The organism is Chitinophaga sp. 10T418 (assembly GCF_056394125.1).
In genome coordinates this window covers 291,756-307,967 of sequence record NZ_JBFTHG010000006.1, presented here as the reverse complement: position 1 = coordinate 307,967, position 16,212 = coordinate 291,756, and the positions used below count along the sequence as shown (strand labels likewise).

Below are 16,212 nucleotides of genomic sequence, written 5' to 3'. Positions count from 1 at the left end.
TCAGTCATGATCMTCTCAGGCATATTTTTGAAAAGTGGAAAACGGGTGACGGTGTGGACAGTATTGCTTTTACTGACATACCTGTGTGTCAGTGCTCAGCAACAGCCGCCCCGTCCTGTTGCAATTTATGTAAACCCCTCACAGGGCCTTATTTTTGGCGCTTTTTTTCAAGGTTTGTCAGGTGGTACGGTGATCATTTATCCGGATGGTTCACGTACTGTTACGGGTAGTATTGTGCAGGCTAATCTTGGCTTTCCTTTTTCCCCGGCCATTTTTGAGGTAGATGCCAATCCGGGTACCCTCATCACGATTATGAATGGTCCTGATGTTACACTTACCGGCAGTAACGGTGGTTTTCTGCAATTACATGTGGGCGCATCGAGTACAGGTTCCCCTTTTATAGCAACGGCGGTACCACCTGCCCGGACGTTGGTCCGGATAGGTGGTACGCTGATCGTGGGAAGTCCGCTGGCCAATCCTGCGGGCTCCTATAGTGGTTCATTTTTAGTCACTTTTATCCAGGAATAACCGCCATAAAGCAATCATAATGTCAGATAGTAGTCCTCATCGTTTTCCCCGGAACGGATTCCAGCGCAGCAACAACTCCGTGCTGGGGAAGCTGGCGTTAGCGATGATACTACTGACTTGTATAAGCGCATCTGCTTTTGCCAGGCAAACCCCTGATGATTATTATGAAACCTCGGTATTCCTGGTGGTGCAGGGAATAGGAGGAAGAGAAATTCCCGCCAATATCAATGAAGAAACTGCCTACCTGTCTGTTACCGATGTATTTGATTTTTTAAAGATCAGGAACACGCTTTCGGGCGGTGGCGATACGGTATCGGGATTTTTTATTACAGAACAAGCGCCGTTTCTCATCGATAAATTGAATCATCGCATTCAGTACCAGGACAAAGTATATGATCTCCTCAAGGAAGATTTTATAGGTACAACTACAGGACTTTTTCTGAAGTCAACTATTTTCGGCCAGGTATTCGGGCTGGATTGTAAGTTTAATTTTCGCGGCCTGTCTGTTAATATGACTACAAAGCTGGAATTACCAGCTATCCGGGAAATGCGTCAGGAATTAATGCACAAGAATCTCAATCGCCTTAAAGGACAGGTAAAGGCAGATACAACTATTGGTCACACGTACCGGTTATTTCAATTTGGCATGGCAGACTGGTCTGTGATTACCACACAAAGATCAGCAGGAGGTAACGATGCTTTGTTAAACCTTTCCCTGGGCGCAACGCTGGCAGGTGGCGAAGCAACCGTTTCTCTTAACTATAATAAATACGCGGACCAACGTCCGCCTTTCAGCACTGATAGTACCATGTATGTTATCCGGCCTTTCGATCAGAAACAGCAGTACTACCGGTGGCGATATGTCAATAATAATCATCCTGCATTGCGGCAGGTGATCGCAGGAAAGATATTTACGCAGTCTATCTCTTCTATATATGATCCGGTAGTAGGTGTGCAGGTTACCAATACCCCCACAACCTACCGCCGTTCTTTTGGTTCTTACACCCTGAGTAATTTTACAGAACCCGGTTGGACAGTAGAGCTGTATGTAAATAATGAACTGGTAAATTATGCAGTTGCAGATGCCTCCGGTTTTTTTACTTTCCAGGTACCATTGGTATATGGTAATTCACTGGTGAAACTCCGCTTTTACAGTCCATGGGGTGAAGAACGTACGCGTGAAGAAAGTATCAGCGTACCATTTAATTTCCTCCCGCGCCGCGAATTCGAATATACTGCCAGTGCAGGGGTAGTGGAAGATAGTGTTAACAGCCGGTTTGCACGGGTCAATTTCAATTATGGGGCTGCGCGTTACCTGAGCTTTGGCGGTGGTATAGAATATCTCTCTTCCGTAACAACCGGGAGCAGTATGCCTTTTGTTAATGTTTCAGCCAGACTGGCGCCGAACCTGCTGTTATCCGGCGACTATACCTATAATGTCAGGGGAAGAGGTATACTGAGCTATCGCATGCCCTCCAACCTGCAGTTTGAATTGGATTATACCCGGTATAAAAGAGGACAGAAAGCCATTAATTTTAATTACCTCGAGGAGCGGAAACTGATCGTGTCAAAATCGTTTTCAGGTCAACGGTTTGCATTGTTTTCCCGGATTACACTGGATCAGATCATCCTGCCGGGAACAAAATATACGACTGCAGAATGGCTTATGTCCGGCGCGTTATTCGGGGTTGGTGCCAATCTCACCACCTATGGGATTTTTGCCGAGGCCTCAAATCCTTACGTGTATAGTAACCTTTCCTTGTCTTTCCGGCTTCCGGCAAGATTAACACTCACACCACAGATCCAATATGAATACGACAAAAGCCGCATCATCTCCACCCGGTGTGAAGTGGGTAAATATATGTTTCGTCACGCCTATATGAATGTAACGTATGAACAGAACTTTAAAAGTCATTTCACCAATGTGGGATTAAGCTTGCGCTATGACTTTTCTTTCTCACAAGTTAGCTTTTCCGCGTGGCGCACCGACAATTTAACCACGTTGATAGAATCTGCCAGGGGTAGTTTAATGCACAATGGAAAAACCGGTTATACGGATTTCAATAATCGAAGCAATGTAGGGACCGGGGGTATTATTGTTCTTCCTTTTCTCGATCTGAATAACAATGGTCACCGCGATGCCGGCGAGCCGAAAGTAGCAGGACTTCAGTTATCATTGAATGGTGGTCGTATTGTGATGAATAAGAAGGACACTACTATTTCAGTAACAAGCATTGAGCCCTACTCAAATTATTTTATCGATATGAGTCAGAATAATTTTGAGAATATCGCCTGGCAGTTGAAGAAAAAGACGATGAGTGTTTATATTGAACCTAACCAGCTTAAACTGGTAGAAATACCTGTTTCCGTGGTAGGGGAAGTGTCTGGAACGGTTTACCAGGAAGATGGCAGCAGGCAAACGGGCCTGGGGCGTATAACAGTGATGATATATGATAAACGCAGCCATCTGGTTGCTCACGTACTAAGTGAGGAAGATGGCTTCTTTAGTTTCATTGGACTTGCCTCCGGTAGTTATATTGCCAGGGTGGATACTGTTCAATTGCAAAAACTAGGTATGACGGTGGTACCAACCGAAATACCGTTTAAAATCAATAACAGCGTTGATGGTGATGTGGTGGACGGATTGAAGTTTTTACTAAAGACTATTCCCGGGAAATAGAAATTTTTAATTCTTTAACAAGAAAGACTCCGTCATGATATGGACCCGTGTTTTGCGCCATAAAATTTGCCTGCTCAGGATGACGGAATACGCTGGGCCCATTATATTGTCGCAGCCAACGGTGACGGCTATATGATATTACCCTGCGAATGTATGGAACTGCTTATGGGCAACTGGAAAACTATCAATAAATGTTTCACGGGAACATTTTATATAACCAGACCTATTGAAATAGAGAATGAATTGTTAATATTTTAGTTATTCTTGCTTATGTTTTTATCCTGTCTTAGATTGGGCCAAAATGGGGAAATCAGGTATTTTAAGAGCAACTGTCATATTGAGCGTATTCATCCTGTTCCGGCTGGTTTCCAGCGGACAGGTAAGGATTCATGGTACTACTTTTGACCGTTCAGCACGATTTGGGCTGCCGGGAGTAAGTGTAATGAGCAATTCCGGTGCGGGCGCAGTATCTGATTCTGCCGGGCATTACTCGATTGTTTTGCCGCTCACAGACTCCATCAGTTTTTCCTACCAGGGAAAGGCTACCATGAAATTCGCCGTAAAAGAGATTAACAACAACCGCCCTTACGATATAAGTCTGCATGTGGACACACATGTTTTACCCACCGTAGTGGTATCCACCATGCGCCTGGGGGATTACCTTTCAGATTCACTGAAGAACCGGGAAGAATACCGTAAAGTATTTGATTACTCACCGGAATACCTGTCTGGCGGCGGAACCAGCGGCATGGGAGTGGGGATCAACCTGGACGCTTTGTTCAGCATGAAGAAAATTAAACGGATGGAGAACTTCCGACGCTTCATGGAGCGGGAAGAACGCGAGAAATACATCGACCACCGCTTTAATAAGGAGCTGGTAAAGAAAATAACCGGCCTTACATCACCTGCGCTGGAAGTTTTCATGAAAGAATACCGCCCCACCTATGAAATGCTCCTGAGCTTTGAGAATGAATATCAATACTATCAATTCATCCAGGAGTCAGGTAAATACTTCGCTGAAGGCTGGAGGCGGGAACATCCTGCTAAGCCTTAAGAAATTACTTTTTTTCCTGCAGCTTTGCTCACTAATGTGGTAATATACTGTTGAATGGTAGTAATGCCACGCTCTGGCAGATTAGGCTTGGTATAGGCTCCTTTGAGGGTGATATCGGTCATCGCAATCATGGAGGCAGCGGCTATCTTTGAGAAACCATTGCTTTCCAGCATTCGTTCCCATTGATCTGCCGGCGTTTCCACGGCTTGTACCGGTTTTCCAAGTGCAACCGCAAATGCAGCGGCTACATCGGCTGCGGAATACGTTTCCGGTCCTTCCACATAATGTAGACCTGTATGATTAATGGGCGCCAGCATCAGTCTGGCGGCTATCTTTCCGATATCTTTCGGCGCCACCATGGGTAGTTTAAAGTCGACCGGATACATGGTATGTACCTTTCCTTCTTTTATGGCGGTGGCTAAAGCAGTATCCCAGTTACTCATATAGTAGGCAGCCCGGATGATGCTATTAGGAATAGATGTCGCTTTTAATTCCTGTTCCATTTTGAATAAAACGCCTAAATCCCCGATGCCTTCACCCGTTTGGGCTCCGTAGGTAGATTCGCCCACTACCTTCTCAATATTGCTGCCTTTGAGCGCCTGTAAGATAGATGCAAGTGTTTCAAGTTCTTTACTGACAGTGTCTGTGTTTGAAGCTGCGGGAGGATTTAAGAGGAAAAGTCGTTTGCCATTTTCAAAGATAGCTTGTAGTTTTTCCGTGTCAAGAACATCTGCTATGGCTACCTGAGCGCCTTTCTGTTTCCAGCGTTCTGCCTTTTCAGGATGATGAAGAATAACAGTGACCGATTCTTTACGTTCCAGCAGCGCGTTTGCTACGAAGGTACCAACGTGACCCGTTGCGCCTGATACAATATGCATAGATGATGATTTATAAAATGACAGGGCCTAAATTCTATGCCAGATAAAAAATAGCGGTGCCCAAATGCGCAAATACGCCCGGTTTGCTTAATTTTCTGTAACTTAAATACATGGCGTTCAATCATTTTCTCTACAAAAAATGGAAAATTACTTTACCCATGTGGAGTATTATCAGCCCTTTGATTGGTTTGGTATTACTGGCATTGGCAAGTGAATTTGATGGGGGCATTTTTGCTGCCGTGATGGGCATTTCACTGATCAGCGTGGTATTATCTGCTGTGCATCATGCGGAGGTAGTGGCTCATAAAGTAGGAGAACCCTATGGTACGCTTATTTTAGCGCTTGCCATTACGGTGATTGAAGTATCCCTGATTATCTCTATCATGCTCACTGAAGTAGGACAGGATTCCACGCTGGCCCGGGATACAGTGTTTGCTGCTATTATGCTTATTCTCTCCGGTATCATCGGGATGTCTTTATTCTTAGGTGGATACCTTTACAAAGAACAGGCGTTTATTAAGCAGGGCGTAAGTGCTGCCCTGGTCACACTGAGTGCCATTTCCATATTAACACTTGTATTGCCCAATTATACCACCACCGAAGTGGGCCCCATCTATTCCAGTAGTCAGCTTATTTTCGTGGCCATCATTTCCATTGTATTATATGGCAGCTTTGTGGCCGTACAAACGATCCGCCACCGGGATTATTTCCTGCCTAAAGATGCGGCACCGGGAGATGAAGATATACATGCAGACCCGCCTTCTCATTTGACCGCTACCATCAGTGTGCTGTTGTTAATCGTATCACTGGCCGTAGTGGTGTTATTGTCCAAGAAATTATCACCTACTATTGAATCGATTGTGGTGAATCTGGGTGCTCCCAAAACATTGGTGGGCGTTATCATCGCAGCGGTTATTCTCCTGCCGGAAGGGATAGCCGCCATCAGGGCAGCTGCGCAAAACCGCTTACAAACCAGCTTAAACCTGGCGTTGGGATCAGCCCTGGCCAGTATCGGGCTTACCATTCCGGCGGTAGCTATTGTCTGTTATTTTGCAGGCTTCCGGGTAACGTTGGGGATTGACGCCAAGTCGACTTTACTGCTCATCCTTTCCCTGTTTACGATCAGCATTTCGTTTAATGCGGGTAAGACAAATATTCTGCAGGGCATCGTGTTGCTGGTGATACTGGCAACATATATGTTTATTTCAGTGGTGCCTTAAAGTAGCTGTTCTGCTTACTTTTTTCTCAGTCTTTCAATTACCCTTTTTGTCTCTTCCGGATAAATGCTAATCAGGTGTGTGCGTATAAAATCCGGTGTAGGCTTGGTTTGCCCATTGGTCAATAACGTAATGTTTCCCGATGGCAACGCAGGCATATGGCAGTCGATGCAATTGGCGGCTAACACTGACGGTGCAAATCCCTTTTGTTTACAGAAATGATCACCGCTGGCCTGATGGCAATTCATACAGCGCTGGGAAAATACCGCGATATTATCACTTTCCTTTGTATGCGGATTGTGGCAGGAAGAACAGTTCATATCCGCGCTCATGACGGCACATTTACTGGCCGTGAACAGCTGGTATTGTGTGCCATGTACATCCATTTCAGTGGCTTTGGCGGGTCTTCCCGGATCCGGAAAGAAATAGTCGGATAAAGGATCGCCGGGTTGGTAGCTAAACGCTGATTTCTGTGGCGTTTTAAGCCCCGAATGACATAGCCCGCACATGTCCAGCCGTTGTTGATTTTTTAGAGAGGAGATGGTGGTGATATACTTTGCCTGTTTTTCTCCGGGATGGGCAGACTGATATTCCGCATGTGCAGCGGCTGCACCATGACAACGTTCGCAGTCTATTCCATACACCACTTCGTTTTTCCTAAATGTTTCCGCCAGGTGCAGTCCCTCCATTTTCACTTCCTTAAAAGCAACACCGGAACTATGGCAACCGAAACAGGTGCTGGGAATGACCCGGTCAAAGCGGGGATAGGTCGCCGGAAACCCGGGACTATTGGCCCAGTTGGCGGCGGGTACAAAGTAAGACAATGGTAACTGGTAGTATTTATCGTCTTTCCAGTACAGGTAAGTCTGTGCTTTTCTGCCAGAACCTATGGCTATGTCGAAGGGATGTACGGTGGTAAGGGTATCGTTGGCGTAGGCCGCCTGAAAAAGTGTACTGTCATGTGCTTCCATCTGCACCTTTATACCATTGCTGTAGGTGAACACGTTATCTGGCGACAAAAAGCTGCCAAGGACCGTAGCTTTGGACGCCGGCCTGCTGGTATTATGATGGGCAGAACGAAGGAATGCGGTGTAAATACTTTGGTGACAGCCTGCACAGGTGGCCGCGCCGGCAAATTGATTCCCTCTCAGGTCTTCCTTTTTCGGCGCTTTGCTGATACATTGGGAGAGGATGCTGATACAACAGAGCAGGAACAAAGACACATAGAGCTGGCGTTTATTCATATCGTGGAAATGTCCGTAAATATACAAATCCCGGAGACAATTTTTTATGCCCCCAGATCTGTAGGTAATCCATCCAGGCTCACCATATTCTTTTCTGCCTTGTAGATTTCGAGGCCTTCAGGGCCTTTTGCTGCAGCCCATTTGGCGGCATGATCCCTTTCCCCGCTGTATTCGTACAGTGGTACCCCAAAGCCGCAGGAGGTCTGCACTTTATGAATGTCGGCAACTATAATCTGCCTGGTGGCAGGCATCAGCGTAAAGTGGGCTGACAATTCCTCCCATTCAGGATCGGTAGGCAATACCGTATAGCCTTTCCCGTATAAGCGCAGAATATTGGGCGGACCGTCAAAAGCACAGAACATAAAGGTGATCCGTCCGTTTTCCCGGATGTGGGCAGATGTTTCATTACCGCTGCCTACAATATCCAGGTAACCCACCCGCGTGGAAGAAAACACCCAGAAACTATCCAATCCTTTAGGCGAAAGATTAACATGTCCCTGGGCAGTGAGTGGGGCGGTGGCGACAAAAAACATTTTCTGTGCAGCGATGAAGTCCTGGTGCTGCGGTTTAATATCATCAAAGAATTTTCCCATACATCATATCATTTAAGCGCGGGCGAGGTATGAAGGTACAAATTTTTAAGGGTTACAAATACCACGATTTCTTTCATATGCAGTACATTTGATGATTACAAACTACTAATGAAGCACTGCCGGTATTCATCTGGCAAGAAAAATATATTGCATGAAGGCAATTAAAATAATACTGGTCATCTGTTTATTATCTTCCTGTAAAAGTAAATGGGAAAAAACGCAGCCAGTAGTTGAGAAAATTTCCGAATCGGTATATGCATCCGGTATTATTAAAAGCAGGCACCAGTACCAGGTGTTTTCTAAAGTAAACGGGTTAATTGTAAACATTCCCGTTACTGAAGGAGATACCGTGAAAAAGGGTGATCCACTTATGGTGATACTGAATGAAACCGCAAAACTGAATACAGAGAATGCCGCCCTGTCGGCCGCTTACGCCTCGGTGAGCGCCAATGAAGATAAGCTGAATGAACTCAAAGTAAATATAGATCTGGCCAAAAATAAATTGAATAATGATTCACTGTTGCTCGCCCGTCAACGTAGGCTATGGCAACAGCAGATAGGTAGCCAGCTACAGGTGGAACAGGCAGAACTGGCCTATAGAAGTTCCCTTACCAATTACAATGTAGCCCTGTATAAATACAACGACCTGCAGAAGCAACTCCGCTTCACTGCCAGTCAATCCGGTAAAAACCTGGAGATCAGCACCACTCAGAAAAATGACTATATCGTTAAAAGCGATATCGATGGCAGGGTATATAGTTTGTTGAAGAAAGCAGGAGAGATGGCGAATACACAGAACCCGGTGGCTATCATCGGTGCAGCGCACGACTTTTACCTGGAATTACAGGCAGATGAATATGATATTGCCCGTATAAAATTGGGACAAAAAGTATTTATTACACTGGATAGTTATAAAGGACAGGCATTTGAAGCGGTTGTAGAAAAAATATATCCATTCATGAACGAAAGATCCAGGTCTTTTACCGTAGATGCAAGATTTATTACGGAGCCACCGGTAGTGTATCCTAATCTCACGCTCGAAGCCAATATCGTGATTCAAACAAAAGATAAAGCATTAACTATCCCCCGTAATTATCTTTTGGAAGATGATTACGTAATGCTGGAGAATAAAGAGAAGAAGAAAGTGGTAACAGGGCTGAAAGATTATCAGAAAGTAGAAATCATCAGCGGACTAAGTTCAGGAGATGTTATTATTAAGCCGGCGCCATGAACCACAAACTAATTTTCAGCATATCATTTTCATTGCTGCGTGCCCGCTGGAAACAAACGCTGGTAGCAGCGATAGGTGTTACATTCAGTATTACGATGTTCATTGCATTGCTGAGTTTTATGACCGGTTTGAATGGATTACTGGATGGACTGGTGCTGAACAGAACGCCACATGTACGTATCTATAACGATATCAAACCCAGCAAACATCAGCCTGTCAACATATCTGGCCAGTATAAGCAATATCATAATTTTATTAAGTCTGTAAAGTCAGCCAGTGGCCGCCAGGAAATATTCAACAGCGGAGCTATTATGGAAGTACTGAAAAATGATGGCAGGGTACTGGGCTTCGCCCCTAAAATTATTGCACCGGTGTTTTTTAATGCAGGTACCATTGATATTACCGGCGTGGTAAATGGTATTGATGTACAATCAGAAAGCAACCTGTTTCATTTTAATGATTACATCATTACAGGCAAAGCGATTGACCTGAAAAACGTACCTAACAGCATTATTCTGGGTAAGGGCGTCGCCGATAAGCTCCTGGCAGATCCGGGAGATGTAGTACAGGTGACTACTTCTCAGGGAGACATTATGCCGCTGAAAGTAGTGGGCTATTTTCAATCGGGACTGCAGGACTTTGACAAAGTACAATGTTACGCGTCTATCAATACGGCACAGAAATTACTGGGAAAGCCCAATAATTATATCACGGATATACAGGTGAAACTGAAAGATATGAGCGCGGCACCCGCAGTGGCGAAAGAGTATGGGGGCTTATTTCAGGCTGATACAGAGGATATTCAAACCGCCAATTCACAATTTGAAACCGGCAGTTTTATCAGAACATTGATTTCCTATTCTGTAGGCATCACGTTATTAATAGTAGCAGGTTTTGGGATCTATAATATCCTGAACATGATGATCTATGAAAAGATGGATGCCATTGCGATCATGAAAGCTACGGGTTTTTCGGGTAGTGATGTAAACCGGATATTTATTGTGATTGCGTTGAGCATTGGGCTGGCTGGTGGTTTGGTAGGATTGATCCTGGGCTTTTGTTTATCTGCGGTTATTGACCAGATTCCATTTCACACAGTGGCCTTGCCTACGATTACTACTTACCCTGTGAATTATAGTCCGGCCTTTTATTTAATAGGGGCCATATTTTCACTGGTTACTACTTATTTTGCCGGTTACTTTCCCGCGAGAAAGGCCAGCAAAGTGGATCCTGTCATTATTATAAGAGGGAAATAAGATGAGCGACGTTATCCTGCAAGCCAGTCATATCAACAAGTATTTTCACGATCCGGTAACGGTGCCGGTCCTGAATGACCTGAGCATGTCGGTCAATAAAGGGGAGTTTGTGGCGGTAGTAGGGAAGTCTGGTTGCGGAAAATCTACCTTGCTATACATTTTATCTACGATGGATACCGACTATGAAGGGCAGATATGGATTGAGCAGGAGTTGGTGACCGGTCAAAAAGAAAAGCAACTGGCGCGGATCCGCAATGAAAAAATAGGATTTGTATTCCAGTTCCATTACCTGCTCAATGAGTTTACTGTATTGAAAAACGTGATGTTGCCGGGTTTGAAACTCAATAAATATTCGGAACAGGAAGTAGAAAATCGTGCCATGGAACGCTTGCGTATGCTGGATATGGAAGACCTGGCACTGAAGAATGCGAACCAGCTTTCCGGTGGACAAAAACAAAGGGTGGCCATTGCCCGCGCGTTGATCAATGATCCCGCCATTATTATGGGGGATGAACCTACGGGTAACCTCGATAAGAAAAATGGACAGATCGTATTTGATATCTTCCAGGAGCTGGCATTACAATACCATCAAACCCTGCTGATCGTTACCCATGATCCGGAGTTTGCTGAAAATACCAACCGTATTATAGAAATGGAAGACGGCAGAATTATCCGTCAGTAACCTTACAATAATTTTTTCGCGGCATCTTCCCAGTTCAGAATCCGCTCATAGCCTTCTTCATGCACGTTATGATGCCCATGATACAGGTAGGCTTTTCCTTTGAAGTTGGTGAAGTTACGCGTCAGATCATCGATCATGATATCTGTTTGCGCAATGGATTTATCCCCGCATAAGCAATACTGTTGCCAGCCCAGAAAAGGGAAGAATTCCTGCAGCCAGTCGTACTTATCTTTTAGTGAGTTGGGGAACTCCATGGCGGCAGAGAGAATATATACTTTATATTTTTTATTCAGCTCTTTCACTACTTCCCGGGCATTGGGAAATATTTCCAGGTCGCGGAAAAATCCGGGAGTGTTGAGGTATTCTTTTATTTGGGCTTTATGTTCTTCCGGCAAAATATCTGAGAGGGTTTTGCCGTGTAGTTCTTCAGTGGTGAATGTTTTGCCGTAATCCCTGAAATACCACGCTCTGGCTTTTTTGATGGGGTCGGCAATAGTTTCGTCCATGTCTATGGCAATAGATAGCTGCATCGTTTCCAATTTTAATGCAGCTAATATAATAAAAAAAGAGCGGAGGAAATATCCTCCGCTCCGTTTAAAGACGTTTCAGCATAATATGCCGGTATTCTACTTTCATGGGTGGACCTACATGTACTTGTACGCCCAGCAAGCCTTTGGCTTTACCGTTTACTTTGTCGTTGTCGGTTACCTCACTCATCAGCACATCATTGATGTAGTGTTGTAAACGATTACCTTTCACGATAAGATGACATTTATTCCAGTCTTCACTTTTAATCAGTGTTTGCAGGGAGTCGCTGCTACCCAGGGATCCGGTCACCAGTGCGGCGGTCCAGGCGTTGTTTTTGATTCCCTCCTGCAATGAGGTGGTGGGAGCCGGAATCGTGGTTTTTTGTCCGCGATAGGCGAGTGTGGTGCGTCCACGTTCTTCGTAATTTTGGCCGGTATACCGGTTGGCGCCATCAATATCTGCCTGATAGCCTTTCAGGGCATGTGGTACATTTTCTACCGGCACACTGCGATAGTTAATGCCACTGTTGCCACCGCTGGTAATCCTGAACTCACAGGTAAGCTCAAAGTTGGCAGGTTGTCCGCCCTGCCAGATAAGGAAGGTATTGGTTTTGAGCAATGTTGCCGGTGTAACCTCACCTATCAGGCTACCATTTTCTGCACGCCAGTGAACCCCGTCACCTTCCCAGCCCTTTAATGTTTTGCCATCAAAGATTTCAACGAAACCACTATAGTTGCCCATGCTGCTGACGGTCTGACAGCTGTTGGTGGAAAACAGCGCGGCGGCTGCCACCAACGGAATAAACAGGGCACTGGATCTTTTCAGCATAGTTGTTATTTTAAGATGTTTGTTTTTCGTATATCCACCGGCGATAGTTATACAGCATCGGTGTTTTTCCAGGTGCCGCTGTTGGCCGAGTCCAGTACTGCCTGGCAGACTTTCTGTGTTTCCAGCGCTTCTTTAAACGTAGGAGAGCACGGCGTGCCGGTTTCCAGGCTTAACAGGAAATCAGCTACCTGGTGAACAAAGGAATGTTCGTAGCCAATGCCCAGTCCGGGTACCCACCATTTATCCATATAAGGCTGGTCGCCATCCGTTACGTGGATGGAACGCCATCCGCGCAGCGTAGAGTCGTCTGCGTTATCGAAGTATTCCAGGCGGTTTAAATCATGCAAATCCCAGCGGATAGAGGCATGTTCTCCATTGATTTCGAATGTATATAAAGCTTTATGTCCGCGTGCATAACGTGTTGATTCAAAGAGCCCCAGCGAACCGTTATTAAAGCGGCACAGGAAGGAGCAGGCATCATCAATATTTACTTTTTCCACCTTGCCGGTGAGCTGATGCATGCGTTCTTTTACAAAGGTTTCTGTCATGGCGGTAACGGTAGAAATGCTACCATTCAGCCACAATGCTGTATCGATACAATGGGAGAGGAGGTCGCCCAATACACCGGAACCGGCCACGTCTGCATCCATGCGCCAGAGGCCTTCTCCGCCTTGTGGCAGGTTGGCGTTAATAGTCCAGTCCTGCAGGAAATTGGCGCGGTAATGAAAAATGCGTCCCAGTTTCCCGGAGTCGATGATTTTTTTAGCTAAGGTAACAGCTGGCAAACGGCGGTAGTTGTACCATACCGTATTAGGTACCCCTGCTTTTTCGATGGCGGTTACCATGCCTTCGGATTCCGCCAGGGTTCTTGCCAACGGCTTCTCACAAAGGATCATTTTACCGGCAGCCGCAGCAGCGATGGCAATTTCGGCGTGCATATCATTGGGTGTACAGATATCTATTGCATCTATGTCTTCTCTGGCCAGCAGGGCTTTCCAGTCGGTTTCTACTGATTCATAGCCCCACTGATCGGCAAAAGCGCGGGCTTTACTTTCGGTGCGGGAACATACTGCTTTCAGCACCGGCACATAGGCGAGTTGAGGAAAGAAATTCTTTACACGCAGGTATCCGTTGGAATGCGTTCTGCCCATAAAGCCACAGCCTATTAATCCTATCCTCAGTTCTTTCTTTTGTGTCATAGTTGTCACTGATTATGTTGTTGAAAATCTATTCCTGCCAGCCATGCAACTGACGTACATTGATCATGGCGGTGAGGATATCATTCCAGGTTTTTGCCTGGGTCATCACTGCATTGGGAAACATACAACCATCCCAGCAGATATGCCGGAATGCTTTGGTGAGTTCCCCATTGTCGTTACGCAGCCAGTAACCTGCATCCACGGCGATGTTTAGTTTGCCGTTGGGATCAGTGGCCAGGCAATGCCTGCCTGTTTTATCGTGTGAGCCGGTACCATGTACGGTACCATCATTTTGTGCCACATGAAAATCGGTCGTCCACGGACGCAATGCATTGGTGAGGGTACGTAATCCTGTTGCCAGGGCGTCCCGGTCTTTCCAGTCAAAATCTGCCGGCAATATGCGATCCTCCGGGCTGTTATATCCCAACAGGTACAGGAAGGTATGCGACATATCCGCCTGGAAGCCAATATTAGGCCTGTCTACGGCCTGTAATGTATCCAGCATCGCTTTCCAGCTATGCATGCCGCCCCAGCAGATTTCGCCCTCAGCAGCGAGTTTTTCGCCATAATCTGCTGCTACGTCACCCGCTTCCCGGAAAGTTTGGGCAATCAGTTTAGTGTTGCCGGCGGGGTCCTGCGCCCAGCTTTCAGGGTTTGAGGCAGAGTCGATACGCACAATGCCATTGGGCCGGATGCCCAGCTCCCTGAGCCGCTGGCCTACATGGCACGACTTCCGCACCTGTTCTACAAACCGTGCCCGCTCTTCTTTACTGCCCATCGCTGAGCCGCCGCCGGGAGGCCAGATAGGCGCTACGAGGCTACCTATTTCCAGGTTGTAGGATGCTACTTTATCTGCCAGTCTTTTGAGATCATCATCAGAACTATCTACAGATACATGCGGGTCAAACAACCCGATGTCGATACCATCGAATTTAACGCCGTCTACTTCGGCTTTGGCTGTCATTTCCAGCAGGGTATCAAATGGAATGATCGGTTCTGAACCATCACCCTTGCCTACAATGCCTGGCCAGGTAGCATTGTGGAGTTTTGGATAATTATTTTCTTTCATAACGCAGATTTTTGAGTCAGTAATTACAGCACCAGGTCTGGGTTGCCCGGACCAAAATGTTTCAGCATCACGATGGGATCCGTGGCAGAAGTATTTACAATGGTAACACCTGTGGTGGCTGCGGCTTCGCTGATGAAAAATTCATCATTGGTGAGCTGTCCGTAGCGGATCAGTGCAGGAGTTTCTATATCCCATACACCCATTTTACCGTGGCCCTGCATCACAATGATGCCGTAGGCGGCACTGTCTTTTATCACTACCGTGGCGCCGGGTGCTACGGTGAGCTCTTTGGCGCTGAAAGCATCTGATTTATAGCATACCCAGTTTTCGGTATATCCGTTTCCGTTAGCGGCCAACTTAGGTGGCATAAAGCGGTTTTGGAATTGGTTAGGATCTACGTTCAGCTCCCAGTCTATCACGTCCATAAGCGCATCATAATCGCCGATGCTTTCTTTGGGTGTGCCGTTCCAGAGAAGTACTTCCGGTACAATGGCTTCATTTACGAGCGACTGGTACATCGCGAATACATCGGAAGCTTTTTGTGGTTCGTAGGTACACAAGCTACCGGGTGCATGTAACAATCCCGGCGGCACATCCCATCCGGTGCCGGGTTCCAGCCGGTATGCCTGAGAGTAGTTGGTGATTTTGTTATCGCCTTTGGTGAAATTCACGAGGCATTCTCTGATCTGTTCTTTAGTAGTACCGGGGGCAATACCCATAAATGTATAAGGGAAATCGCCACCATGGTTATTCAGCTGCGGTGGAAAGTAGTAGGCTTCCGGTTTGCCGGCCTGTCCTATCAGCGCTGCTTTTTCATCGTTATGATGAATATGATGTGGGAGCGGTCCCATATTATCAAAGAATTTGGAATACATGGGCCAGGCCCCGTATTGATCCCAGAGTCTTTTACCAATCAGCTGGTCTTTTAATTCGCTGATGGCATCTTTCAATAAAAACTGTCGGGTACTGTTGCCCTCACTCACTACGACCATGCTTAAACCTTCATTTTCGCCTGTTAAAGGCCCGTTCTTTGCCGGAGTGGTAGAGGACAGCCAACGTTCATCGATGCCGCCTCTTTCGCCTCCCAGGATGTAATAATCATCCGGGTGTAATTTGATCCGCCGGCCTGGCACACAAAATGATCTGGGTACCCAGTTTGGTGCCAGTCGGAGAATCCCTTGTCCCTGTTCGAGTGCTTTTGCAGCTAAACTTAATTTTTCCATGG

Annotated in this window: 15 protein-coding genes; 7 read left to right on the top strand and 8 right to left on the bottom strand. The window is 46.2% G+C overall.

From position 1 onward, the window contains the following. Positions 1 to 6 precede the first annotated feature (6 nt). From AC1DCV_RS19475 to AC1DCV_RS19465, 3 genes are all read left to right on the top strand, one after another. A complete protein-coding gene (locus AC1DCV_RS19475; RefSeq protein ID WP_477024716.1) occupies positions 7 to 528 on the top strand; it encodes a DUF4402 domain-containing protein in 522 nt (173 codons plus the stop codon). A gap of 19 nt (positions 529 to 547) precedes the next feature. Then, complete coding sequence (locus AC1DCV_RS19470; protein ID WP_477024715.1) at positions 548 to 3,208, top strand: carboxypeptidase-like regulatory domain-containing protein; 2,661 nt, start codon at positions 548 to 550, stop codon at positions 3,206 to 3,208. Between the two features lie 301 nt (positions 3,209 to 3,509). After that, entirely contained in the window at positions 3,510 to 4,262 is a 753-nt protein-coding gene (locus AC1DCV_RS19465) for a peptidase associated/transthyretin-like domain-containing protein (RefSeq protein ID WP_477024714.1), read from the top strand. On the opposite strand, the gene AC1DCV_RS19460 is transcribed toward AC1DCV_RS19465, so the two are convergent. Beyond that, on the bottom strand, positions 4,259 to 5,140 hold the full coding sequence (locus tag AC1DCV_RS19460) for an NmrA family NAD(P)-binding protein (protein WP_477024713.1): 882 nt from the start codon (positions 5,138 to 5,140) through the stop codon (positions 4,259 to 4,261). The genes AC1DCV_RS19465 and AC1DCV_RS19460 overlap by 4 nt on opposite strands. A 110-nt stretch (positions 5,141 to 5,250) precedes the next feature. Here AC1DCV_RS19460 and AC1DCV_RS19455 point away from each other — a divergent pair, with 110 nt between their 5' ends. Next, positions 5,251 to 6,360, top strand: coding sequence for a calcium:cation antiporter (locus AC1DCV_RS19455; protein WP_477024712.1), 1,110 nt, complete (start codon positions 5,251 to 5,253; stop codon positions 6,358 to 6,360). 14 nt (positions 6,361 to 6,374) lie between these two features. Here the strand turns inward: AC1DCV_RS19455 and AC1DCV_RS19450 are convergent, their stop codons facing one another. Next, positions 6,375 to 7,601, bottom strand: coding sequence for a multiheme c-type cytochrome (locus AC1DCV_RS19450; protein WP_477024711.1), 1,227 nt, complete (start codon positions 7,599 to 7,601; stop codon positions 6,375 to 6,377). A gap of 44 nt (positions 7,602 to 7,645) precedes the next feature. Then, a complete protein-coding gene (locus AC1DCV_RS19445) occupies positions 7,646 to 8,194 on the bottom strand; it encodes a pyridoxamine 5'-phosphate oxidase family protein (RefSeq protein ID WP_477024710.1) in 549 nt (182 codons plus the stop codon). A 151-nt stretch (positions 8,195 to 8,345) separates the two neighbouring features. Here AC1DCV_RS19445 and AC1DCV_RS19440 point away from each other — a divergent pair, with 151 nt between their 5' ends. The 3 genes from AC1DCV_RS19440 to AC1DCV_RS19430 are packed head-to-tail and all read left to right on the top strand — an operon-like array spanning position 8,346 to position 11,363. Further along, positions 8,346 to 9,425, top strand: coding sequence for an efflux RND transporter periplasmic adaptor subunit (locus AC1DCV_RS19440; RefSeq protein WP_477024709.1), 1,080 nt, complete (start codon positions 8,346 to 8,348; stop codon positions 9,423 to 9,425). After that, entirely contained in the window at positions 9,422 to 10,681 is a 1,260-nt protein-coding gene (locus tag AC1DCV_RS19435) for an ABC transporter permease (protein WP_477024708.1), read from the top strand. The genes AC1DCV_RS19440 and AC1DCV_RS19435 overlap by 4 nt, the downstream gene beginning before the upstream one ends. Position 10,682: 1 nt before the next feature. Further along, the gene (locus AC1DCV_RS19430) at positions 10,683 to 11,363 is read left to right on the top strand and encodes an ABC transporter ATP-binding protein (protein ID WP_477024707.1); all 681 of its coding nucleotides are present in this window, start codon (positions 10,683 to 10,685) and stop codon (positions 11,361 to 11,363) included. Positions 11,364 to 11,365: 2 nt separating this feature from the next. Here the strand turns inward: AC1DCV_RS19430 and AC1DCV_RS19425 are convergent, their stop codons facing one another. The 5 genes from AC1DCV_RS19425 to AC1DCV_RS19405 all read right to left on the bottom strand — a co-directional run bounded on the left by AC1DCV_RS19425 (position 11,366) and on the right by AC1DCV_RS19405 (position 16,210). Further along, positions 11,366 to 11,893, bottom strand: coding sequence for a 5' nucleotidase, NT5C type (locus AC1DCV_RS19425; RefSeq protein ID WP_477024706.1), 528 nt, complete (start codon positions 11,891 to 11,893; stop codon positions 11,366 to 11,368). Between the two features lie 64 nt (positions 11,894 to 11,957). Then, positions 11,958 to 12,719 (bottom strand): 3-keto-disaccharide hydrolase, encoded by a 762-nt coding sequence (locus AC1DCV_RS19420; protein ID WP_477024705.1) that lies wholly within the window; start codon positions 12,717 to 12,719, stop codon positions 11,958 to 11,960. 47 nt (positions 12,720 to 12,766) lie between these two features. Further along, positions 12,767 to 13,918, bottom strand: a complete 1,152-nt coding sequence (locus AC1DCV_RS19415; protein WP_477024704.1) for a Gfo/Idh/MocA family protein — start codon at positions 13,916 to 13,918, stop codon at positions 12,767 to 12,769. Positions 13,919 to 13,946: 28 nt separating this feature from the next. After that, on the bottom strand, positions 13,947 to 14,987 hold the full coding sequence (locus AC1DCV_RS19410) for a sugar phosphate isomerase/epimerase family protein (protein WP_477024703.1): 1,041 nt from the start codon (positions 14,985 to 14,987) through the stop codon (positions 13,947 to 13,949). 23 nt (positions 14,988 to 15,010) lie between these two features. Further along, a complete protein-coding gene (locus AC1DCV_RS19405; protein WP_477024702.1) occupies positions 15,011 to 16,210 on the bottom strand; it encodes a class I mannose-6-phosphate isomerase in 1,200 nt (399 codons plus the stop codon). Positions 16,211 to 16,212 lie beyond the last annotated feature (2 nt).